Below are 19,246 nucleotides of genomic sequence, written 5' to 3' on the forward strand. Positions count from 1 at the left end.
TTGTGGGTTGTTCCAGACCCCCACCACCCCACCCCCCCCCCGGGGGGGGGGGGGGGGGGGGGGGGGGGGGCCCCCCGCGGCGAACACAAATCTCGAAGAAGCCCCTCACCCGGACCGCTCCGCGGTCCGACCTCTCCCCGTAAACGGGGAGAAGTGAAGACTAAAACTACTCCGCCGCCACCTTCATCGCAGCTTCGCGGCGCGCCTTGCGTTTCTGCGCATAAGCCATCGCGGCCTCGCGCACCCAGGCGCCGTTTTCGGTCGCATCCTGCCGCTGCTTCATGCGCTGACGGTTGCAGGGACCATCGCCCTGGATAACGCGCTTGAATTCGGACCAGTCCGGTTCACCATAGTCCCAGTGCCTGGTCGTCTCGTTGAACTTCAGATCCGGGTCCGGGAAAGTCAGCCCGAGGTAATGGCCCTGCGGCACGGTGGCATCGACGAATTTCTGTCGCAGTTCATCATTGGTGAAGCGCTTGATCTTCCAGCGCATCGATTTGTCGGTGTGCTGTGAGTCCTTGTCGCTCGGACCGAACATCATCAGCACCGGCCACCACCAGCGGTTCAGCGCCTCCTGTGCCATCGCCTTCTGCTCGGGCGTCCCGTCGCGACACAGCGTCACCATGATCTCGTAGCCCTGACGCTGATGGAAGCTCTCTTCCTTGCAGATACGGATCATCGCCCGCGCGTAGGGACCATACGAACAGCGGCACAGCGGGATCTGGTTCATGATCGCGGCGCCATCGACCAGCCAGCCGATGATGCCGATATCCGCCCAGGTCAGCGTCGGATAATTGAAGATCGAGGAATATTTCTGCTTGCCGGCAAGAAGCTGCGCGACCAGTTCCTCACGTGAAACGCCGAGCGTCTCGGCGGCGGCATAGAGATAAGCGCCGTGGCCGCCCTCGTCCTGCACCTTGGCAAGCAGCGCAGCCTTGCGCTTCAGTGACGGCGCGCGCGTGATCCAGTTGCCCTCGGGATGCATGCCGACGATTTCGGAATGCGCATGCTGCGCGATCTGCCGGACCAGCGTCTTGCGATAGCCCTCCGGCATCCAGTCGTTCGGCTCGATCTTTTCCTCGGCATCGACCCGCGCCTGAAAGCGTGCCTCGCGGACCGGATCCTCCGCCGCATGCGCTTCCCGAGTATTGAGCGATTGCGTGTACATGAGCGTCTCTCCGCTTCGCCTGTCGCCGGGTTACGCCCGATCCATTGTTTTGAGAAGCCTTATAATATTACGACAATTTAAAACGTCAATGATTTTTGTAATATTCGAAGCTGCGGCCGCTTCAGTCCGCAAATCGCCGGTGAAACGAAGGTTCCGGCGGTGGCAGGGCGCCTTCTTCCATCTTCCCAAGCCGATCCAGGATTCGCTCGGACGGCTCTGCGACTCGGGCATAGATGCGCCCGGCCAGCGAGCGCGCGGCGTTGCCCTGCCAGTCTGGAGGCAGCAGGTCGGCCGGTAATCCGGGATCGCGCAGCACCGCGCGCCTGAAGGCGTGGATCATCAGCGTACGGGCGACCAGCGCATCCTCCTCCGCCGGCGGCTTGACGGCCAGCGCTTCGGCCAGAGGCGAGAACAGGGCGACGAAATCACGATAGGCCTGCGAAACGTCGTCAAGTCTGAACGCTGCGGCGGCGAGTGCCTGCCGGTCGTGCCGGCGCGGAAGCATCACGAATATGCCGTCACGGGAGATGAGGTCGTCCGGCAACGCATCGAAGCCGACATGGATGACCGGCGACAGCGCAGCAAAGCCTGCGTCAGTCAGAGCGGCGCGCAGCGCTGCCGGATCGTCCGCTTTCGGGCCGATCACGACCGTTTGCATCTCGCCCCCCCTCTCCGGCACTCCCGCATAGATGCGCTGCGTCGCCTGCAGGAATTCGGCTTCGCCGCTTCGCGTCAGGCGGTAATAGCTCGCGCGCCCGCGCTTGGTGCTGGCGAGCCAGCCGTCCGACGAGAGCCGCGAGACCGCGGTACGAACATGGCCTGCGTCAATGCCGAACAGCGCCATCAACTCGATCAGCGAGCCGATCCAGAGTGAGCCGCCACGCGGCACGATCGCATCACCATAAAGCGTGACGATTAGCGACCAGATGCGCGCAGGCTTTCGCGCATGGAATTGCTTGAGCAGGGCCGCGATGGGGGGTGACAGCGACATACTAACTGCGTTTATCACCTCTCCCCGCTTTCGGGGAGCGGTCAGTGCCCCAGTCCGCCCTTCTCCTCGATGAAACGGGCGATCTCGTCCACACCCTTGCCTTCCCGCATATTGGCAAACACGTACGGCCGGGCGCCGCGCATTTTCTTGGCGTCGCGGTCCATCACTTCGAGCGAGGCGCCGACATAGGGCGCCAGATCGATCTTGTTGATGACCAGCAGGTCCGAGCGCGTGATCCCGGGCCCGCCCTTGGACGGGATCTTGTCGCCGGCCGCGACATCGATGACATAGATCGTGATGTCGGCGAGTTCGGGCGAGAAGGTCGCAGCCAGATTGTCGCCGCCGGATTCGATCAGCACCAGGTCGAGATCGGGAAAGCGCTTGCGCATGTCGGCGACGGCGGCGAGGTTGATCGAGGCATCCTCGCGGATCGCGGTATGCGGGCAACCGCCGGTTTCGACGCCGGCGATGCGTTCAGGCGCAAGCGCGCCCGACCGAACCAGATATTCGGCGTCCCACTTGGTGTAGATGTCGTTGGTGATCGCCGCGATGTCGAACCGGTCACGCAGACGCTTGCACAGCAGGTCCATCAGCGCGGTCTTGCCGGAACCGACCGGTCCGCCGATGCCGACACGCAGGGGTCCATTGGGATTTTTGCTCATCACTTGTCCAGCACTTTCCATGTCCAGCGAAAGTTCGATTCCTTGAAGCTGTCCGCTCGTTTCGGATTGGCCTTCTTCACATCGCCGAGCGGACGCTTCGCCGTATCGAAATACATGCGATCCGCCTGGATGACGATCTTGCGGTCTCCGATATCGCACTCATAAGGCGCAGCGCGTGTCCCGGACAATTCGGTCCATTGATTGCCGTGCCTGAAACCCGTGCAAACAAGCCCGTCGGCTTTCAAGTCGTTCTTCTTCAGTTCATCCTGAAGTTCGGCTGTGAGCTTGAGGTCGGATTTGACCGCATCGAGAACCTCGTCGAGACCCAGACTGCCGCCACCCTGCGCGCCAGCCAGTGTCACTCCGAACAGCAGAGCGGCCGCCACAGAAAGCGGACTCGTCGTCGAGGATACGGCGTGCGTCATGATCGAAACAGCCTCGTATACTGGGTCTCGTGCCGCATCGACCCGATGTCGGCGCGCAAGGCGGCACCACCGATGTCGTCCAGCGACGAAGAAAGAGCACGCGTCGCGGTCGCGGCGATGACTTTTTCAAGCGCCGCCAGCACGCGTTGTCCGTCGGTCTGCCCGAGCGGAATCAGCCGCACGCCCGCCGATATCCAGTTGGCGGCGATGGCGTGCAGGAATGCCAGCAGCGCCGCGTCGGCCGCGATGCCATGACCGGCGCAGGCGGTGCCGACCGCCACCGGATAGGCCACGGGCCCGTCCCATGCCGCCTCCAGCGTATCGATCGCCTCGCATGGCCAGGCCGCCCGCACCGCCAGCATGAACGCACGCCCTTGCGCCGTAGTCTCGAGATGCCGCTCCTTCGACGGCGAAAACGCCGCCGCGAGTTCAGCGACATCCCTCAATCTGACTGCGTCGTTCTCGCAAACCGCACGATCGGTCTGCACGAACAGCACTGCGTCGCAGAATCCGGCGCCGTCGCTCATCATCAGCGACAGCCAGTCGGTCAGCGTCGCGGCGTCGTGAACGTCGCCTGCTTCCACCGCCCATTCGATACCGCTGGAATAGGAGAACGCACCGACCGGGAAAGACGGCGAGAGCCACGCCATTAGACGGTACAGCGCGGCAGTATTTTTCGTCCCGGCCGCGATCTCTGTTCGCACGGTTTTTTGCTTATCGCTCATGATCGTGGCCGTGGTGATGATGCCCATGACCATCGTGGGCGTGATCGTGCCCATGGCTATGCGGCACCGTCGCCTGCGGATCGAATGGCGCCTCGATCAATGTCACCGTCGCGCCGAGACCGCGCAGCATCTCCTCCAGCACGTGATCGCGCCGGATGCGGATGCGGTCGCCTGCGATCTGCACGTCGGTATGCCGGTTGCCGAGATGCCAGGCCAGCCGCACGAACTCGCGCGGCGAGGATGCGGCGATCTCGGCGAGCGGTTCCGGCATGCCGGACACCAGCACCATAGAACCGTCATCGAGCACGAGGCCGTCGCCGTCATGCAGCGTCACCGGCTTGTCGAAGTCGAGCAGCAGCCGCCTGCCCTTCTCGCCGGTCAGCGCGATACGGCGACGCTGCCGGTCGTCGGCGTCGAGCGTGACGCGATCGATCGCCGTGGTGGCATCCCATTGACCTGCGGGCGCGATGGTGGAAACGCGATTCATGTCCAACCCGTCGTCCCGGCCGAGCGAAGCGATAGCCGGGACCCATAACCACCGGCGGTGGCAATGGGTCCCCGCCTTCGCGGGGACGACACGAATGTACTCAAAACAGGAAATACCGCTGCGCCATCGGCACCACGTCGACCGGCTCGCACGTCAGCAATTCCCCGTCGGCGCGCACCTCATATGTCTCCGCATCGATATCCAGCTTGGGCGTCGCGCCGTTGTGGATCATGCTTTTTTTCGAAATGCCGCCGCGGGTGTTCTTCACGGCTACAAGCTCCTTCTGGATGCCGAGCTTCTTGCCAAGCCCGGCCCGCACCGCAGCCTTCGACGAGAACACCACCGAGGACGCCGTCAGCGCCCGCCCGAAGGCGCCGAACATCGGTCGGTAATGCACCGGCTGCGGCGTTGGAATCGACGCATTCGGATCGCCCATCAGAGCCGCGACGATGGTGCCGCCCTTGATCACCATGTCGGGCTTCACGCCGAAAAACGCCGGCGACCACAGCACCAGATCGGCCATCTTGCCTTTTTCCACCGAACCGATGATGTGCGAGACGCCATGTGCGATCGCCGGATTGATGGTGTATTTCGCGATATAGCGTTTGGCACGCACATTGTCGTTGTCGCCCGTCTCCTCCTTCATGCGCCCGCGCTGCTTCTTCATCTTGTCGGCGGTCTGCCAGGTACGGATGACGACCTCGCCGATCCGCCCCATGGCCTGGGAATCCGATGACATCATCGAAAGCGCGCCGATATCGTGCAGGATGTCTTCGGCCGCGATCGTTTCCTTGCGAATGCGGCTTTCGGCGAAGGACAAGTCCTCGGCGAGAGACGGATCGAGATGGTGGCACACCATCAGCATGTCGAGATGTTCGTCGATGGTGTTCCTGGTGAACGGCCGGGTCGGGTTGGTCGACGATGGCAGGACGTTTTTCAGCCCGGCAACCTTCATGATGTCCGGCGCATGCCCGCCGCCGGCGCCCTCGGTGTGAAACGCGTGGATGGTGCGGCCCTTGAAGGCCTTGATGGTGTCTTCGACGAAGCCGCTTTCGTTCAGCGTGTCGGAATGGATCATCACCTGGATATCGTGATCGTCGGCGACGTTCAGGCAGTTGTCGATCGCGGCAGGAGTCGTGCCCCAGTCCTCGTGCAGCTTGAGCGCGCAGGCGCCGCCCTTCACCATCTCTTCCAAGGCCGCGGGCAGCGAGGCGTTGCCCTTGCCGGCAAAGCCGAGATTGATCGGAAACGCATCGGCAGCCTGGATCATGCGGGCGATATGCCAGGGGCCGGGCGTGCAGGTGGTAGCCAGCGTGCCATGCGCTGGCCCGGTGCCGCCGCCGAGCAGCGATGTCACGCCCGACATCAGCGCGTCGTCGACCTGCTGCGGGCAGATGAAATGGATATGCGTGTCGAAGCCGCCGGCGGTGAGGATCTTGCCCTCGCCCGCAATCACCTCGGTGCCGGGGCCAATGATGATGGTCACGCCCGGCTGCACGTCCGGGTTGCCGGCCTTGCCGATGGCGTGGATCTTGCCGTCCTTCAGCGCGACATCGGCTTTGACGATGCCCCAATGGTCGAGGATCAGCGCATTGGTGATGACGGTATCGACGGCGCCCTGCTTGTTGGTGAGCTGCGACTGGCCCATGCCGTCACGGACCACCTTGCCGCCGCCGAATTTCACCTCCTCGCCGTAGACTGTGAAGTCCTTCTCCACCTCGATGATGATGTCGGTATCGGCAAGCCGCACCCGGTCGCCCGTCGTGGGGCCGAACATGTTGGCGTAGACGTAGCGCGAGATCTTTATCGACATGGTGGCTCCCGATAACGGCTTAGACCGACCTGGTATCGTGCGTGAGGTTGTTGCTGCGACGCTGCGCGAAACTGGCGAAGATTGGAGACAGACAGGTACGCGCGATCAGATAACCCTCGTCGCGACGGCGGCGCACTGTTGCGCGCGAAAAATCCCGCAGCCCGAACTGGCCGTCGGTGTCATGCTGCTCGCCTGGCGCTTCACCCGGCCCATGCACGCCCTGCACGTCGATATCGACGATACGGATCGATTTGCACCGCCGCGCGCGGTCGATGCGCAATTGCAGGTCAGCCCCGATCGCGTCAGGCGGCACCAGTGCCGCCAGTTGTTCGATGGTCTCGATGAAATCGTTGATGCGCTCGGCCGAACGGCGGTCCTGCCTCATGTGGTTACCGAAACTCAGCTCGTGCATCCGGTCTTCGACATCGGCAAGCGTCCGCGGCTTGCGAGCCCGGAGCGGATATAGATTGAGCACCACCAGCAAGCGCTCGACGCCCTCCTCGCTCGAAAACGCATCGATCGCGTCACCGAGCGGCGCATTGTCGACCAGCCCGCCATCCCAATAGGATTCGTGCCCGATCTCGGTCCACGGAAACTGCGGCGGCAGACTGCCGCTGGCCAGCACATGGTTCGGCGTGATCTGGCACGGATCGTCCGAACCGAGCCGTCGATTGCAGAACCGTTTCAACTCGCCGCTTTCGACATTCACCGCCGTGATCACGAAGGTGGTTTCGCTGCGATTGATCGCCGCGAAGTCGACATGGCGCTTCAGCGTGTTGAGCAGCGGACGCGTGCTGTAATAGGCGGTCCAGGTCCCGAACCCGACCAGGTCGAAGCGCGGAAGGTAAAATCCCGGCAGTCCAAACAGCGAGAGATCGCGTTGCGCCTGCTTCGGCCAGAATTCCGGTGCATGCAGGGTCAGATCGTCCCACAAGCCATTCAGGCGCCGGCGCGCATCCTTGCGATCGTGTGCGCCGACGACGCAGGCCGCGTTGATCGCCCCGATTGACACGCCGCTGACCGCACGCAAGGTCGGGCAATATCCGGCTGCTTCCGCCTCGTCCATCAACTCCAGCAGGGCCGACATGCTACCGCATTCATACGCGCCCAGCGCGCCGCCGCCCTGCAGCACGACACCGATTTCAACGCGCTTTGCGGGCACACGATGCATGCATTGCTCGCTAGAGCTTGCCCATGACGTCGCCGCGGAAACCATAGACCACGCGCTTGCCGGCGAAGGCGACGAGTTGCACCTCACGGGTCTGTCCGGGCTCGAATCGAACGGCCGTGCCCGCCGCGATGTCGAGCCGCATGCCGCGCGCCTTCTTGCGATCGAACTTCAACGCGGGATTGGTTTCGAAGAAATGATAATGCGAGCCGACCTGGATCGGCCGGTCACCCGTATTCGACACCGACAGAGTCACGCTCTTGCGGCCGGCATTCAGTTCGATCTCGCCGTGCTTGACCAGGATTTCCCCGGGGGCCCACTCGTCCATGGCGCTATCCCTTCCTAAACCGGCGATACGCAATGACGCCGGCGCCAACCAGCAACGCAGCCGTCATGAGCGCGAGCGCATCCGGCAGCATGCTGGAATGATGCGGATGCTCGTGCGGCACGAGCGACATGTGTGCGAAGGCCGCTCCAGCGCTAAGGACGACGCTTGCTACGATCAACGATATCTTCATGGTTCGTCCTTCAGCGAATGGGTTCATGCACAGTGACGAGTTTCGTACCGTCGGGGAAGGTGGCTTCGACCTGGATGTCGTGGATCATGTCGGCGATGCCGTCCATCACCTGCGCGCGGGTCAGCACATGGCCTCCGTCGCGCATCAAGTCGGCGACACTCTTGCCGTCACGGGCGCCCTCAACGATGAAGTCGGTGATCAGGGCCACTGCTTCGGGATGATTGAGCTTCACGCCCCGCTCCAGCCTGCGGCGCGCCACCATCGCCGCCATGGCGACCAGTAGTTTGTCCTTTTCGCGCGGTGTTAGCAGCATCGCCTGTCCTCAATTCGTCCATAGCCGTGGCCGCTGCGCGGCTGACCGGCATTGAGCACCGAAATCAGCTTCAGCCGCAAGACCATCCACGGCAGGATCGCCATGATCCACTGCCGAGACGACGCCCATTCGCTGCGACACGCCCGGCTATCCATCCTAGCGGATCGGACGCCACACTCAAACGATGGACGCGCCAGGCCTTTCAAGACAGGGACGCCTTCATCATGGGCAGGCATACTCTATCAACGCCAGTATCGCTGCCACGACTCGCAGCTCGGTGGGGTAGCGCGACACAGGTCGCCGGGCGATTCCCCAATGCGCCGAGGATTGTGGCAGACTTCGACGGAACGGCCGCAAGCGCCGCGCGAGGAGCCTGACATGACCTGGTGGCGAGACCGGTGCAAATCCTCCACCCCCCTCTGGTTTACCGATGTCTGCCTGCGCGGAATTTCGCAGGTCATGCTTCAGAACAATCCGCTGACCGGTGCGCTGTTTCTCGCGGCGATCGTCTGGGCCTCCGTTGCGGCGGACGCCTATCGTCTGGCTATTGCCGCGATCCTGGCCGTCATTATCGCAACCCTGACCGCACAATGGCTCCGGGTCGATTCGGACGAGCTGGAATCCGGCCTCCACGGCTACAACGCGACCCTTGTCGGCCTGGCGCTGGCGACATTCCTCGCACCCGGGCCCTTGCTGTGGCTCTACGTTGTTTTCGGCGCAATCGTCTCGGTCATCGCCACGCTGGCGACCTTCAATGTGCTCAAGCCCTGGGGCTTGCCGGCCCTGACTTTTCCCTTCGTCCTCGTCGCCTGGCTAATGCTGCTGGCGAGCTACGGCTTTGCCGGCCTCAGCGGATCGTCGCTTCCGTCGGGTGCGGTGGTCGGTGCCTATCAATCATACCACGTCGATCCGATCGATATTCTCGGCTTCATCCAGGGCGTCGTGAAAAGCATCTCCCAGGTGTTTCTGAAGGCCGACGGCGTTGCCGCCTTGCTCCTGGTTGCAGGACTCTTCGTAAGTTCGCCTGCTGCCGCCGCATTCGCGGTGGGCGGAGCGATCATCGCGGTCGCAACAGCCCATATTATGGGCGCAGAAAGCCAGTTGATTACCGGAGGGCTCTTAGGCTTCAGCCCGGTTCTCACCGCAATCACGCTCGGCACTGTTTTTTACCGCCCGAGCCCTCGCGTCGCGGCTTACGCGGCATTAGGAGCGGCATTTACCGTGGTTGCTCAGGCCGCCATGAATATGGCGCTGACACCACTGGCCATTCCGGCGCTGACCGCCCCGTTCGTGCTGGTATCATGGATGTTTCTTCTGCCCCGCCAGTGCCTCGAGACACCCGGCGAGGCCAAGTCCAGCGACAGCGCATGATGGCGACGTGGCCGTATCATTCGTCGCGTAGCGGCGACTTCGCGTCACGTTTGGTCTGAATGGCGAGAATGACCGCTGCCAGCACGGCCGCCACGATGCCGGCCGCAAAACCGTTATTGTAAAGGTTCAGCCCGCCATGCACCGATCCGACGCTGCGCGCGGCGGACGAATGCAGCACACCGGCCACGACGCCCCAGTGCCATCCGAAGCGCCCGGCGATCGGCGCGAGTGTCGTCCCGAACAAGGCAGCGAGCAGTCCCGAGGGATCCGTCGCGCTCCAGGGCTTCGCGAGCGAGCCGAGAAACACGCCCGCCATGATCGGAATGATGTTTCTGGGGTGCTTGCCGTAAGCCGCGAAGCCGACGATCGTGAAAATCGCGCCGATGACCGGCCCGTTCAGGTCGCCGCCGACCAACAGGACATAGACCAGCCCGATCGAACCGGTCAGGCTCATGTTGACCAGCACCGCGCCGAAGCCGGCCACAGACACGAAATCCGAGGGGGCCTGACCGGACATGCGCATGATCTGAAGCATGCGCGCCCCGCCGTTGCGATCGATAACGTATCCGATCACCGCCATCGACACGAATAGCGCGAGCAGGAAGCCGCCCAGAAGATGGTTGTACCCGGATGTCCAGATCATGACCGGGTCCGGCACGAATCCGAACGACTTGTAGAGCGCCACGACCAATATGCCGACGATGCCGGCGGTAAAGCCCATATTGTACAGGCTGAATCCCATATGGGCCTTGAACAGCTGAGCCGCGGCAGGCGGCAGGACAAAGCCGATGACCGTCGCGGTGACCGCGCCGAGCGGAAGGCCGATCTCGAACGGCAGCGCAGTGCTCAGAGCGATTTCCGAAAAAATCGGCGCGAGCGCCGTTCCGAAGAAAGCGGTATTGATGTGCGTGGCGAAGGTCTCGCCCATGAACCGGCAATACAGGAATACGCCCAGCACAATGAACCAGATGTTGAGAAGGTTCTTGCCGAACAAGCCGAAGCCGAGGACCAGAAACAGGCTGGCGACGGCGGCGCCGGATATTTTCGCGGCGCATCGATAGTAGAAAAAGCACGCCGCGAGGGTGAGGAGGCCGGCATTGACGCAAGCGGCGCCCTTGCCTCCGACACCGAAATAATCCGTGAGCAACGCGTCGCGCGTCGTGACGATTTCCAGAAGTCCCCGCATGACGGCTTCGGGGCCGTCAACGATCAGCCCGAAGGCGACGAATGCGCTCGCATAGGCCGCGATCAGCCCGAGGATTGCCTTGTCGGACAGGTGGGACGGCTCGGGCAGGGTTTCGGACTCGGCGGTGGCCATCTACTCAGCGCGTTTGTTGCTTGACCTAGTTCGTCCATAGCCTCGGCAGCGTGCCGCAGAGATGATTGAGCACCGAAACGAGATCGCGCCGCAAGTCCGCGGCATTGGTCCCGCACAGCCGGATCACCGCGATGCCGTTCCAGGCCGACACCCCGGCCTCGCTCGTGCAATTCGTGAGGCACTCCCTCGCCTTTTCGGCCAGCGTTTCGTCGCCCGGCGCGATGACTACGGTGGCCAGGGCGCTCGCGCCTCCGCCTGCCGCCGGGCGCGCCAGAAGTCTGGCAATGTCGTCCTGCAAGCGCAAAGTGTCCGCAAATACCAGCCGCCCGTCCTGCCGGATGCGCCAGCGGTCGACGACCTCGCCCCGGTGCACGGTTTCGTCCATCGCCGAGCGGCCAAACAAGGTGGATTCCGCCATGACCAGCGATCCGCCGGCGGCGACATCGACCTCGATGGAGCGGTGCAGCCGCGCGCCGTCGAACAGGATGGTTTCCTGCGGTAGCCAGCGCAAGGCCGCGCCGGCGGCGACAGACAAACGCACATTGATCCGGGATGCGGCATCGATCGCGCGATAGACCTTTTCGGCCGCGGCGCTGATCACCGCGAGCCTGGCGCCAGGTCCGGCGTCGATCGCAATCGAAAAGTCGTCACCGCCCGCGATACCGCCGGCGGTGTTGATGATCACGGCCTCGCTTTCCGGTCCGCTGACATCCGGAAGACGGACCCGGAACGATCCCGCCTCCACCACGCGCTGCCGCCCCGTGCGACCTCCGCGAGCCACGACCGAGAGATCGATCAGACCATGCGCTCTGTTGCGGGCAAAGATCGCCCTCTCGCTGTCCATGGCTTGAGTCTACAGCGCCCGGGCCCGCTTCGCTATCGCGCCGCAAGCGACGCCGGATCGGGTCGGTGCCGCATTCAGGCCAACCGGCTTAAAGCGCCAGCGCCCGTTTCAACGCGACCTCGTCCAGATCGTCCTTGCCGGACGAATAGACGACGGAGCCGCGATCCATGGCCACGAAGCGATCGCCCAACTCGCGCGCGAAATCGTAATATTGCTCGACCAGCACGATCGCCATGCCGCCCAGCCCGCGCAGATAGGAAATCGCGCGACCGATATCCTTGATGATCGACGGCTGGATGCCCTCGGTCGGCTCGTCGAGCAGCAGAAGCTTCGGCCGCATCACCATTGCGCGGCCAATAGCGAGCTGTTGCTGCTGACCTCCGGAGAGATCGCCGCCACGCCGGCCCAGCATGTTTCGCAGCACCGGGAACAGCGAGAAGACCTCATCGGGTATGAGCCGCTCGTCGCGCCGAAGGGGAGCAAACCCGGTCTTGAGGTTTTCCTCGACCGTCAGCAGCGGGAAGATCTCGCGGCCCTGCGGCACGAACGCAATACCGGACCGGGCGCGCTGGAACGGCTTGAGCCCGTTGATCGAATGGCCGTCCCAATCGATGCTGCCCTTGCTCACCGGCTGCTGGCCGACGATGGCACGCAGGAGACTGGTCTTGCCGACACCATTACGGCCGAGCACGCAGGTCACCTCGCCCGGCTTGGCGATGAGCGAGACGCCGCGCAGGGCCTGCGCCGCACCGTAATGCAGATCGATGGATTTCACGTCCAGCATCGTCGTTACGCCTTGCTGCGCATGATCTGATCCGAAAACCGGTCCCCATTTTTCGGGATCATGCGCTATCGCCCCAAATAGACTTCGACCACGCGCTCGTTGGTCGAGACCTGATCGATCGAACCTTCCGCCAGCACCGAGCCCTCGTGAAGGCACGTCACCTTCACGCCGAGCTCGCGCACGAAATGCATGTCGTGCTCGACCACGATGACGCTCTTCTCCTGATTGATTTCCCGCAGCAACGCCGCGGTCTGCATGGTCTCGGCGTCGGTCATGCCGGCGACCGGTTCATCGACCAGCATCAATTTCGGTTCCTGCGCGAGCAGCATGCCGATTTCGAGCCATTGCTTCTGGCCATGCGACAACGATCCCGCAAGACGCCAGCGCGCGTGTTTCAAACGGATGGTGTCGAGGATCTTGTCGATCCGGCTGGTATCGTCCGAATTGGCGCTCCAGCGCAGACCCGCCAGCGCGCTTTTGTCCATACTGAGCGCCAGCAGGATATTGTCCTCGATGGTGTGCATGTCGAACACCGTCGGCTTCTGGAATTTGCGGCCGATGCCGCGGCGCGCGATTTCGGTCTCGTCGAGCTTGGTCAGGTCGGCCTCGCCCTCGAATACGGCAATGCCGTCGTCCGGCCGGGTCTTGCCGGTGATCACGTCCATCATCGTGGTCTTGCCGGCGCCATTCGGGCCGATGATCGCCCGCATTTCGCCAGGCTCGATTACAAGCGACAGCTTGTTGAGCGCCCTGAAGCCATCGAAGGAAACGGAAATGTCGTCGAGATAGAGCAGCGCCGTGGTGGTCCGCAGGTCCATTCGCACTACTCCGCCGGCTTGGGCGCAGGATCCGCGCCGGGCTCGCCGTCCCTCGCCGCGGCCCGTCGCTCCTGGCGCTCGCCCCACCAATGCGACACGGTGCCGACGATGCCCCGCGGCAGAAACAGCGTGACGACGACGAACAGCGCGCCCAGCAGGAACAGCCAGTACGGCGCGAGGAACCCGCTGGTGAACGTTGTCTTCGCGTAGTTCACAAGGATTGCACCCAGCACCGCGCCGGTCAGCGTGCCGCGACCGCCGACCGCGACCCACAGAACCGCCTCGATCGAATTAGCCGGCGCGAATTCACCCGGATTGATAATGCCGACCTGCGGCACATACAGCGCACCGGCAAGCCCGGCCATGCAGGCGGAGGTGGTCCAGACGAACAGCTTGTAGTTCTCGACCCGGTAACCGAGAAAGCGCGTGCGCGACTCGGCGTCGCGGATCGCGACCAGCACCTTGCCGAGTTTCGAGGTCACGATCTTTCGGCAGATGATGAAGCAGATGCCGAGCGCCGCGCAGGATATCGCAAACAATGCGGCCCGCGTCGACTGCGCCTGCACATTGAAACCCAGGATGTCCTTGAAGTCGGTGAGGCCGTTATTGCCGCCAAATCCGAAGTCGTTGCGGAAGAAGGCGAGCATCAGCGCAAATGTGAGCGCCTGGGTGATGATCGAGAGATAGACGCCCGTGACGCGCGAGCGGAACGCGAACCATCCGAACAGGAAGGCGAGCGCGCCTGGCGCGAGAAACACCATCAGCAATGCATAGGGAAAGGACTGAAAGCCATACCAGAAGAACGGCAATTCCTTCCAGTTGAGGAACACCATGAAGTCGGGAAGCAGCGGATTGGCATAGACGCCACGGTCGCCGATCTGCCGCATCAGATACATCCCCATCGCATAGCCACCGAGCGCGAAGAACGCGCCGTGACCAAGAGAAAGGATGCCGCAATAGCCCCAGATCAGGTCGATCGACAGCGCCAGCAGCGCGTAACAGATATATTTGCCGAACAGCGCCACCGCGTAGGTCGGCACGTGGAAGGGACTGGTTTCAGGCAGCAGCAGGTTCGACAGCGGCACAAGAATGCCGACGGCGGAAAGGATCGTCAGGAATACGATCGCCTGCTTGTCGAGCGCGCGGATGATGGGACCGCCGTTCATGCATACGCTCCGGCGCTTCCGAACATTGCCATCATGCCTCCACCGCCCGGCCCTTCAGCGCGAACAAACCGCGCGGCCGCTTCTGGATGAAAAGAATGATGCCGACCAGGATCGCGATCTTGGCAACCACTGCGCCCGCATAGGGCTCCAGGAATTTGTTGGCGATGCCGAGCGAGAAGGCGCCGACCAGCGTGCCCCACAGATTGCCGACGCCGCCGAACACCACCACCATGAAGGAGTCGATGATGTAGCTCTGACCGAGATTGGGCGAGACGTTGTCGATCTGCGACAGAGCAACGCCGGCAAGCCCTGCAATCCCCGATCCAAGACCGAAAGTGAGCATGTCGACATTGGCGGTCTTGATGCCCACCGCGGCCGCCATGCGCCGGTTCTGCGTCACCGCGCGCATTTCCAGGCCAATGCGGGTGAAGCGCAAAATGCCGAGCAAACCGAAGAACACCGCCAGCGTGAAGATCACGATCCACATCCGGTTGTAGGTGATGGTGATCTGGCCCAGTTCGAATGCCCCGCTCATCCAGGACGGGTTGCCGACCTCGCGGTTGGTCGGGCCGAAGATCGTGCGCGTTGCCTGCTGCAGGATCAGCGAGATGCCCCAGGTCGCAAGCAATGTGTCCAGCGGACGTCCGTAGAGCCACTGGATCACGGTACGCTCGATCAGGATGCCGATCGCGCCCGCCAGCAGGAAGGCCAGCGGGATGGCGAATGCGAGCGAATAGTCGAACAAGGCCGGGTTATAGGCGCGGATCACTTCCTGCACCACGAAGGTGACATAGGCACCGATCATCACCATCTCGCCATGCGCCATGTTGATCACGCCCATCACGCCAAAGGTGATGGCAAGCCCGATGGCCGCGAGCAGCAGCACCGAGCCGAGCGAAAGACCGTACCAGGCGTTCTGTAGCACCTCCCACAACGCGAGCCGGTTCTTGATGCTGTCCGCGCCGTCCTGCGCAGCACGCGCGACCGCGGGGGGGACATCGGCGGGCAGCGACGACAGAAGAGCCAACGATTCCTGATCGCCGCGATCCCGAAGCACCGCTATCGCCGCAATCCTGTCGGGCTCGGATGCATCCGCCTTGTAAAGAATGATGGCCGCACGGGCCTCCGTGAGAACGCGCTTGATCCGCGTGTCGGTTTCTTTCGCGATAGCGGTGTCGAGAGCCGGAAGGGAATTGACGTCACGCGATCGGACCACCGACTGGGCTGCCGACAGTCGAATGCGCGGGTCCGGCGACATCAGGGTCAGCGTTCCGATCGCCGCTTCGATCGCGCGGCGGAGCCTGTTGTTGATCCTGACCGGCTTGAGTTCGCCGGGCGGCGACGCCACTGCGTCTCCGGTCGCCGCAGCGACAACACGACTGCCGTCGCGGATGAATATCGTCTTGCTGTCGGGATCGAAAACGAGCCGGCCGCCCTGAAGCGCCTCGATAATCGCCTGCGCGCGCGGCGAACCGCTTGCCGTGACCGCCGCGACGCCCTCTTCCGTCTGATTGAAGGAGTCCGCGGCAAATTTCACCAGTGCATCATTGAGCGCCTGGCTGAATGCAGGCGGCGCAGCCAATACGAAAAAAAGCGCCAGGACAGACGCGACCAGACGGCCGCAGAATGGTGTCATTGCAATTAATTCCCGGCACGAAGAAGTTGTTGGTATTCGGCCGGAGGCGGCGTTTCACACGCCGCCTCCGCTGCCATCAGAGGCTGGACGTCAGGTTCCGGACGTCACGAACCCTGGCCGCCGCACTTCTTGGTGACCTTGTTGTAGTTGCCGCATTTCAGCGTCACCCAGTCGGCTTCGAGATCCTTGGAGCCCGGCAATTCATCGGACCAGGCATCGCCCTCAACAAGACCGGGGGTCTTCCACACCACGTCGAACTGCCCGTCCGCGCGCACTTCGCCGATGAAGACCGGCTTGGTGATGTGATGGTTGGGAAGCATCTTGGACATGCCGCCGGTCAGGTTCGGAGCTTCGATGCCGGGCAGCGCGTCGATCACCTTGTCCGGATCGGTTGTACCGGCCTTTTCAACCGCCTTCACCCACATGGCGAAGCCGATGACATGCGCTTCCATGGGATCGTTGGTGACGCGCTTCGGGTTCTTCGTGAAGGCCTTCCACTTCGCGATGAATTCCTTGTTCGCGGGCGTGTCGATCGACTCGAAGTAGTTCCAGGCGGCGAGATGGCCGACCAGCGGCTTGGTGTCGATGCCGGCGAGTTCTTCTTCACCGACCGAGAATGCCACGACCGGAATATCCTTCGCCTTCACGCCGCGATTGCCGAGTTCCTTGTAGAACGGCACGTTGGCGTCGCCGTTGATGGTCGAAACCACGGCGGTCTTCTTGCCGGCGGAGCCGAACTTCACGATGTCGGCGACGCGGGTCTGCCAATCGCTGTGGCCGAACGGCGTGTAGTTGATCGAGATGTCTTCATCCTTGACGCCCTTGGACTTCAGATAGGCCTCGAGGATCTTGTTGGTGGTGCGCGGATAAACGTAGTCGGTGCCTTCCAGCACCCAGCGCTGCACGCCTTCTTCCTTCATCAGGTAGTCGACGGCAGGGATTGCCTGCTGGTTGGGAGCCGCACCGGTGTAGAACACGTTGCGCTCGCTCTCCTCGCCCTCGTACTGCACCGGATAGAACAGGATCGAGTTCAGTTCCTTGAAGACCGGTAGCACGGACTTGCGCGACACCGAGGTCCAGCAGCCGAACACGGCCGCAACCTTGTCCTTGGTGATCAGTTCGCGAGCCTTTTCGGCGAACAGGGGCCAGTTCGAAGCCGGGTCGACGACCACCGCCTCGAGCTTCTTGCCGAGCAAACCGCCCTTCTTGTTCTGCTCCTCGATCAGCATCAGCATGACATCTTTCAGCGTGGTCTCGCTGATCGCCATCGTGCCCGAGAGCGAATGAAGGATGCCGACCTTGATGGTGTCCTGCGCCTTGGCGGGCAATGCGGCTGCCAGTGACAGCGCGAGGCCCGTGGCCCCGGCCAAAAGCCAGCGGCGGGCTATCGGTCGCGGAGCGACCGCACGTAGAGAATGAATCATGTTGTTTCCTCTGCTTCACGCGCACGCCAGATGACCCGGCATCCCGCGCCGCAGCAGAGGTCGCAAAGGCCGTGCCAATTTCCGGAACTGGTCCAAGACCTTGAGTCAGCAAGGAAACTTCCGCCACTTCACGCCCTCAAATTAGGCAGCAGGGGCGGAGTGATCATCAAACATTCTGGTTGCCTAATATTTCATCAAAATCAGCCAACCTCTCCGCTGCCAGTGCAGTGCCCGTCAAATGAGCAGGCACGGAACCGCGAATTTCGGCGCAACAGTTTTCGACCAGCATGCAGGTCACCGGTGTTATGAACACAGGCTCCGGCGCAAAGAGGTCCCATGCTGAAGCGGAACGCGCGTGTTCTGACACTGTCCCTGTTGCTGGCCATCGCCGGTCCACTGCCGGCGTTGGCGCAGGCGCCGGCAGATGCCGCCGCCCTGCTCCGGCAGGCGATCGAACTCTACAATTCCGGCAATGCGGCCGAAGCACTGCCACTGGCGCAGAAGGCGCTGCCGCTGCTCGAAGAGCAGAACGGCCCGGATCACCTCGATGTCGCGGCGGCGCACAATTATCTCGGCGTGCTCCAACAGCAACTCGGACGCCCAAAGGAGGCCGAGACCTCCTATCTGCGAGCGATGACGATCCGGCAACGGGCGCTGGGAGCGGAGCATGCGCAGGTCGCCATGTCGGCCGAGAACCTGGCGGCGCTGTACCGCGCAAGCGGCCGCAACGAGGAGGCCGAACTCCTCTACAAGCGCGCGCTTTCGATCAACGAGAAGGTTTACGGCCCGGATCATCCCGCGCTCGCGGCGACCGCAAGCAATCTTGGCTCGATCTACCGGGAGACGGGACGCCAGCGCGACGCCGAGCCGCTCTACCTCCGCGCGCTCGCGATCCAAGAAAAGGCATTCGGCCCTAGCCATCCTCATGTCGCAGCCTCCCTGGTCACGCTGGGAGAGCTTTATCGGACGACGGGACGGCTCGCCGAAGCCGAGCCGATGTTCAAGCGCGCCATCGCGATCGACGAGAAGTCGCGCGGGACCGAATACCCCGATATTGCCAACGCGCTGCAAGAGCTTGCGATGCTCTACTGGATGCAGGGGCGCATCGATGAGGTCGAGCCGGTATTCAAACGCACGCTGGTCATCCGCGAAAAGGCCTATGGGCCGGACCATCCGGCGGTGGCGCAGACGCTCAACACCATGGCCGGGTTCTATCGCGATCAGGGGCGCCACGCCGATTCCGAGCCGTTCTTCCGGCGCGTTCTCGCCATGTACGAGAAAGCGCTCGGCCCCGAGCATCCCGGCGTGGCGACGGCGCTGAACAATCTCGCGGTACTGTATCAGGAGATGGGCCGGCCCGCGGACGCCGAGCCGCTCGCCACGCGCGCGCTGGCGCTGCGTGAAAAGGCTTTCGGGTCGAACAACCCGCAACTGGTCAACACGATGCATAATCTTGCGGAGCTGTACCGGACGCTCGGCCGCTATGCGGAGGCCGAAGCGCTCAACAAGCGCGCCGAGGCGATCAAGCAGAAGGCGAAGTAATTCGGTACAGCGGAGGCTTGTATCTGCGCCTTGGATGTTGCAAATCCGGCGCGCATTTGAATGCCGGAGAGTG

Annotated in this window: 21 protein-coding genes; 2 read left to right on the top strand and 19 right to left on the bottom strand. The window is 63.0% G+C overall.

Features of this window, described 5'->3' with window-relative positions:
- Positions 1-166: 166 nt before the first annotated feature.
- The 11 genes from paaA to AC5I5I_RS07120 all read right to left on the bottom strand — a co-directional run bounded on the left by paaA (position 167) and on the right by AC5I5I_RS07120 (position 8,270).
- Positions 167-1,168, bottom strand: coding sequence for a 1,2-phenylacetyl-CoA epoxidase subunit PaaA (paaA, locus tag AC5I5I_RS07070; RefSeq protein ID WP_495971338.1), 1,002 nt, complete (start codon positions 1,166-1,168; stop codon positions 167-169).
- Positions 1,169-1,289: 121 nt separating this feature from the next.
- On the bottom strand, positions 1,290-2,159 hold the full coding sequence (locus AC5I5I_RS07075) for a PaaX family transcriptional regulator C-terminal domain-containing protein (RefSeq protein ID WP_495971340.1): 870 nt from the start codon (positions 2,157-2,159) through the stop codon (positions 1,290-1,292).
- Positions 2,160-2,200: 41 nt separating this feature from the next.
- Positions 2,201-2,821: an urease accessory protein UreG gene (gene ureG / locus AC5I5I_RS07080; RefSeq protein WP_495971342.1), complete on the bottom strand. Its 621-nt coding sequence runs from the start codon at positions 2,819-2,821 to the stop codon at positions 2,201-2,203.
- The gene (locus AC5I5I_RS07085) at positions 2,821-3,246 is read right to left on the bottom strand and encodes a hypothetical protein (protein ID WP_495971344.1); all 426 of its coding nucleotides are present in this window, start codon (positions 3,244-3,246) and stop codon (positions 2,821-2,823) included. Before AC5I5I_RS07085 ends, ureG begins: the two co-directional genes overlap by 1 nt.
- Positions 3,243-3,971 (bottom strand): urease accessory protein UreF, encoded by a 729-nt coding sequence (locus AC5I5I_RS07090; RefSeq protein ID WP_495972541.1) that lies wholly within the window; start codon positions 3,969-3,971, stop codon positions 3,243-3,245. The genes AC5I5I_RS07085 and AC5I5I_RS07090 overlap by 4 nt, the downstream gene beginning before the upstream one ends.
- A complete protein-coding gene (locus AC5I5I_RS07095) occupies positions 3,961-4,458 on the bottom strand; it encodes an urease accessory protein UreE (protein ID WP_495971346.1) in 498 nt (165 codons plus the stop codon). The genes AC5I5I_RS07090 and AC5I5I_RS07095 overlap by 11 nt, the downstream gene beginning before the upstream one ends.
- Positions 4,459-4,558: 100 nt before the next feature.
- Complete coding sequence (gene ureC / locus AC5I5I_RS07100) at positions 4,559-6,271, bottom strand: urease subunit alpha (protein WP_495971348.1); 1,713 nt, start codon at positions 6,269-6,271, stop codon at positions 4,559-4,561.
- Between the two features lie 19 nt (positions 6,272-6,290).
- Positions 6,291-7,442, bottom strand: a complete 1,152-nt coding sequence (locus AC5I5I_RS07105) for a patatin-like phospholipase family protein (RefSeq protein ID WP_495971350.1) — start codon at positions 7,440-7,442, stop codon at positions 6,291-6,293.
- A 10-nt stretch (positions 7,443-7,452) separates the two neighbouring features.
- Positions 7,453-7,767 carry an urease subunit beta gene (locus AC5I5I_RS07110; protein WP_495971352.1) on the bottom strand — a complete coding sequence of 105 codons (315 nt, stop codon included), beginning with the start codon at positions 7,765-7,767 and terminating at the stop codon, positions 7,453-7,455.
- A 4-nt stretch (positions 7,768-7,771) separates the two neighbouring features.
- The gene (locus AC5I5I_RS07115) at positions 7,772-7,957 is read right to left on the bottom strand and encodes a hypothetical protein (RefSeq protein WP_495971354.1); all 186 of its coding nucleotides are present in this window, start codon (positions 7,955-7,957) and stop codon (positions 7,772-7,774) included.
- A 10-nt stretch (positions 7,958-7,967) separates the two neighbouring features.
- Positions 7,968-8,270: an urease subunit gamma gene (locus AC5I5I_RS07120; RefSeq protein WP_495971356.1), complete on the bottom strand. Its 303-nt coding sequence runs from the start codon at positions 8,268-8,270 to the stop codon at positions 7,968-7,970.
- A 51-nt stretch (positions 8,271-8,321) separates the two neighbouring features.
- Between AC5I5I_RS07120 and yut the strand changes: the two genes are divergently transcribed.
- Entirely contained in the window at positions 8,322-9,641 is a 1,320-nt protein-coding gene (yut, locus tag AC5I5I_RS07125) for an urea transporter (RefSeq protein ID WP_495971358.1), read from the top strand.
- A gap of 16 nt (positions 9,642-9,657) precedes the next feature.
- Here yut and AC5I5I_RS07130 read toward each other — a convergent pair whose 3' ends face one another.
- The 8 genes from AC5I5I_RS07130 to AC5I5I_RS07165 form a co-directional block, all read right to left on the bottom strand.
- Entirely contained in the window at positions 9,658-10,959 is a 1,302-nt protein-coding gene (locus AC5I5I_RS07130) for a DUF1576 domain-containing protein (RefSeq protein ID WP_495971360.1), read from the bottom strand.
- 25 nt (positions 10,960-10,984) lie between these two features.
- On the bottom strand, positions 10,985-11,803 hold the full coding sequence (locus tag AC5I5I_RS07135; RefSeq protein ID WP_495971362.1) for an urease accessory protein UreD: 819 nt from the start codon (positions 11,801-11,803) through the stop codon (positions 10,985-10,987).
- A gap of 88 nt (positions 11,804-11,891) precedes the next feature.
- Entirely contained in the window at positions 11,892-12,587 is a 696-nt protein-coding gene (urtE, locus tag AC5I5I_RS07140) for an urea ABC transporter ATP-binding subunit UrtE (protein ID WP_495971364.1), read from the bottom strand.
- Positions 12,588-12,652: 65 nt separating this feature from the next.
- A complete protein-coding gene (urtD, locus tag AC5I5I_RS07145) occupies positions 12,653-13,405 on the bottom strand; it encodes an urea ABC transporter ATP-binding protein UrtD (RefSeq protein ID WP_495971366.1) in 753 nt (250 codons plus the stop codon).
- Between the two features lie 5 nt (positions 13,406-13,410).
- Entirely contained in the window at positions 13,411-14,571 is a 1,161-nt protein-coding gene (gene urtC, locus AC5I5I_RS07150) for an urea ABC transporter permease subunit UrtC (protein WP_495971368.1), read from the bottom strand.
- Between the two features lie 31 nt (positions 14,572-14,602).
- Positions 14,603-16,207 carry an urea ABC transporter permease subunit UrtB gene (gene urtB, locus AC5I5I_RS07155; protein ID WP_495971370.1) on the bottom strand — a complete coding sequence of 535 codons (1,605 nt, stop codon included), beginning with the start codon at positions 16,205-16,207 and terminating at the stop codon, positions 14,603-14,605.
- A 104-nt stretch (positions 16,208-16,311) separates the two neighbouring features.
- Positions 16,312-17,631, bottom strand: coding sequence for an urea ABC transporter substrate-binding protein (gene urtA, locus AC5I5I_RS07160; protein WP_495971372.1), 1,320 nt, complete (start codon positions 17,629-17,631; stop codon positions 16,312-16,314).
- Between the two features lie 166 nt (positions 17,632-17,797).
- Positions 17,798-17,920 carry a hypothetical protein gene (locus AC5I5I_RS07165; RefSeq protein WP_495971374.1) on the bottom strand — a complete coding sequence of 41 codons (123 nt, stop codon included), beginning with the start codon at positions 17,918-17,920 and terminating at the stop codon, positions 17,798-17,800.
- Positions 17,921-17,967: 47 nt separating this feature from the next.
- On the opposite strand from AC5I5I_RS07165, the gene AC5I5I_RS07170 reads away from it, so the two are divergent.
- Positions 17,968-19,173: a tetratricopeptide repeat protein gene (locus tag AC5I5I_RS07170; protein WP_495971376.1), complete on the top strand. Its 1,206-nt coding sequence runs from the start codon at positions 17,968-17,970 to the stop codon at positions 19,171-19,173.
- Positions 19,174-19,246 lie beyond the last annotated feature (73 nt).

The organism is Pseudorhodoplanes sp. (assembly GCF_059499825.1).

What these genes read in the sequence shown, in the direction of transcription:
- urtB (WP_495971370.1), bottom strand. Translation starts at nt 16,207, where the DNA reads ATGACACCATTCTGCGGCCGTCTGGTCGCGTCTGTCCTGGCGCTTTTT.
- AC5I5I_RS07085 (WP_495971344.1), bottom strand. Translation starts at nt 3,246, where the DNA reads ATGACGCACGCCGTATCCTCGACGACGAGTCCGCTTTCTGTGGCGGCC.
- paaA (WP_495971338.1), bottom strand. Translation starts at nt 1,168, where the DNA reads ATGTACACGCAATCGCTCAATACTCGGGAAGCGCATGCGGCGGAGGAT.
- AC5I5I_RS07130 (WP_495971360.1), bottom strand. Translation starts at nt 10,959, where the DNA reads ATGGCCACCGCCGAGTCCGAAACCCTGCCCGAGCCGTCCCACCTGTCC.
- AC5I5I_RS07095 (WP_495971346.1), bottom strand. Translation starts at nt 4,458, where the DNA reads ATGAATCGCGTTTCCACCATCGCGCCCGCAGGTCAATGGGATGCCACC.
- ureG (WP_495971342.1), bottom strand. Translation starts at nt 2,821, where the DNA reads ATGAGCAAAAATCCCAATGGACCCCTGCGTGTCGGCATCGGCGGACCG.
- urtA (WP_495971372.1), bottom strand. Translation starts at nt 17,631, where the DNA reads ATGATTCATTCTCTACGTGCGGTCGCTCCGCGACCGATAGCCCGCCGC.
- AC5I5I_RS07105 (WP_495971350.1), bottom strand. Translation starts at nt 7,442, where the DNA reads ATGCATCGTGTGCCCGCAAAGCGCGTTGAAATCGGTGTCGTGCTGCAG.
- AC5I5I_RS07075 (WP_495971340.1), bottom strand. Translation starts at nt 2,159, where the DNA reads ATGTCGCTGTCACCCCCCATCGCGGCCCTGCTCAAGCAATTCCATGCG.
- AC5I5I_RS07120 (WP_495971356.1), bottom strand. Translation starts at nt 8,270, where the DNA reads ATGCTGCTAACACCGCGCGAAAAGGACAAACTACTGGTCGCCATGGCG.
- AC5I5I_RS07135 (WP_495971362.1), bottom strand. Translation starts at nt 11,803, where the DNA reads ATGGACAGCGAGAGGGCGATCTTTGCCCGCAACAGAGCGCATGGTCTG.
- AC5I5I_RS07170 (WP_495971376.1), top strand. Translation starts at nt 17,968, where the DNA reads ATGCTGAAGCGGAACGCGCGTGTTCTGACACTGTCCCTGTTGCTGGCC.
- urtE (WP_495971364.1), bottom strand. Translation starts at nt 12,587, where the DNA reads ATGCTGGACGTGAAATCCATCGATCTGCATTACGGTGCGGCGCAGGCC.
- AC5I5I_RS07115 (WP_495971354.1), bottom strand. Translation starts at nt 7,957, where the DNA reads ATGAAGATATCGTTGATCGTAGCAAGCGTCGTCCTTAGCGCTGGAGCG.
- AC5I5I_RS07090 (WP_495972541.1), bottom strand. Translation starts at nt 3,971, where the DNA reads ATGAGCGATAAGCAAAAAACCGTGCGAACAGAGATCGCGGCCGGGACG.
- ureC (WP_495971348.1), bottom strand. Translation starts at nt 6,271, where the DNA reads ATGTCGATAAAGATCTCGCGCTACGTCTACGCCAACATGTTCGGCCCC.
- AC5I5I_RS07110 (WP_495971352.1), bottom strand. Translation starts at nt 7,767, where the DNA reads ATGGACGAGTGGGCCCCCGGGGAAATCCTGGTCAAGCACGGCGAGATC.
- urtD (WP_495971366.1), bottom strand. Translation starts at nt 13,405, where the DNA reads ATGGACCTGCGGACCACCACGGCGCTGCTCTATCTCGACGACATTTCC.
- AC5I5I_RS07165 (WP_495971374.1), bottom strand. Translation starts at nt 17,920, where the DNA reads ATGCTGGTCGAAAACTGTTGCGCCGAAATTCGCGGTTCCGTGCCTGCT.
- urtC (WP_495971368.1), bottom strand. Translation starts at nt 14,571, where the DNA reads ATGAACGGCGGTCCCATCATCCGCGCGCTCGACAAGCAGGCGATCGTA.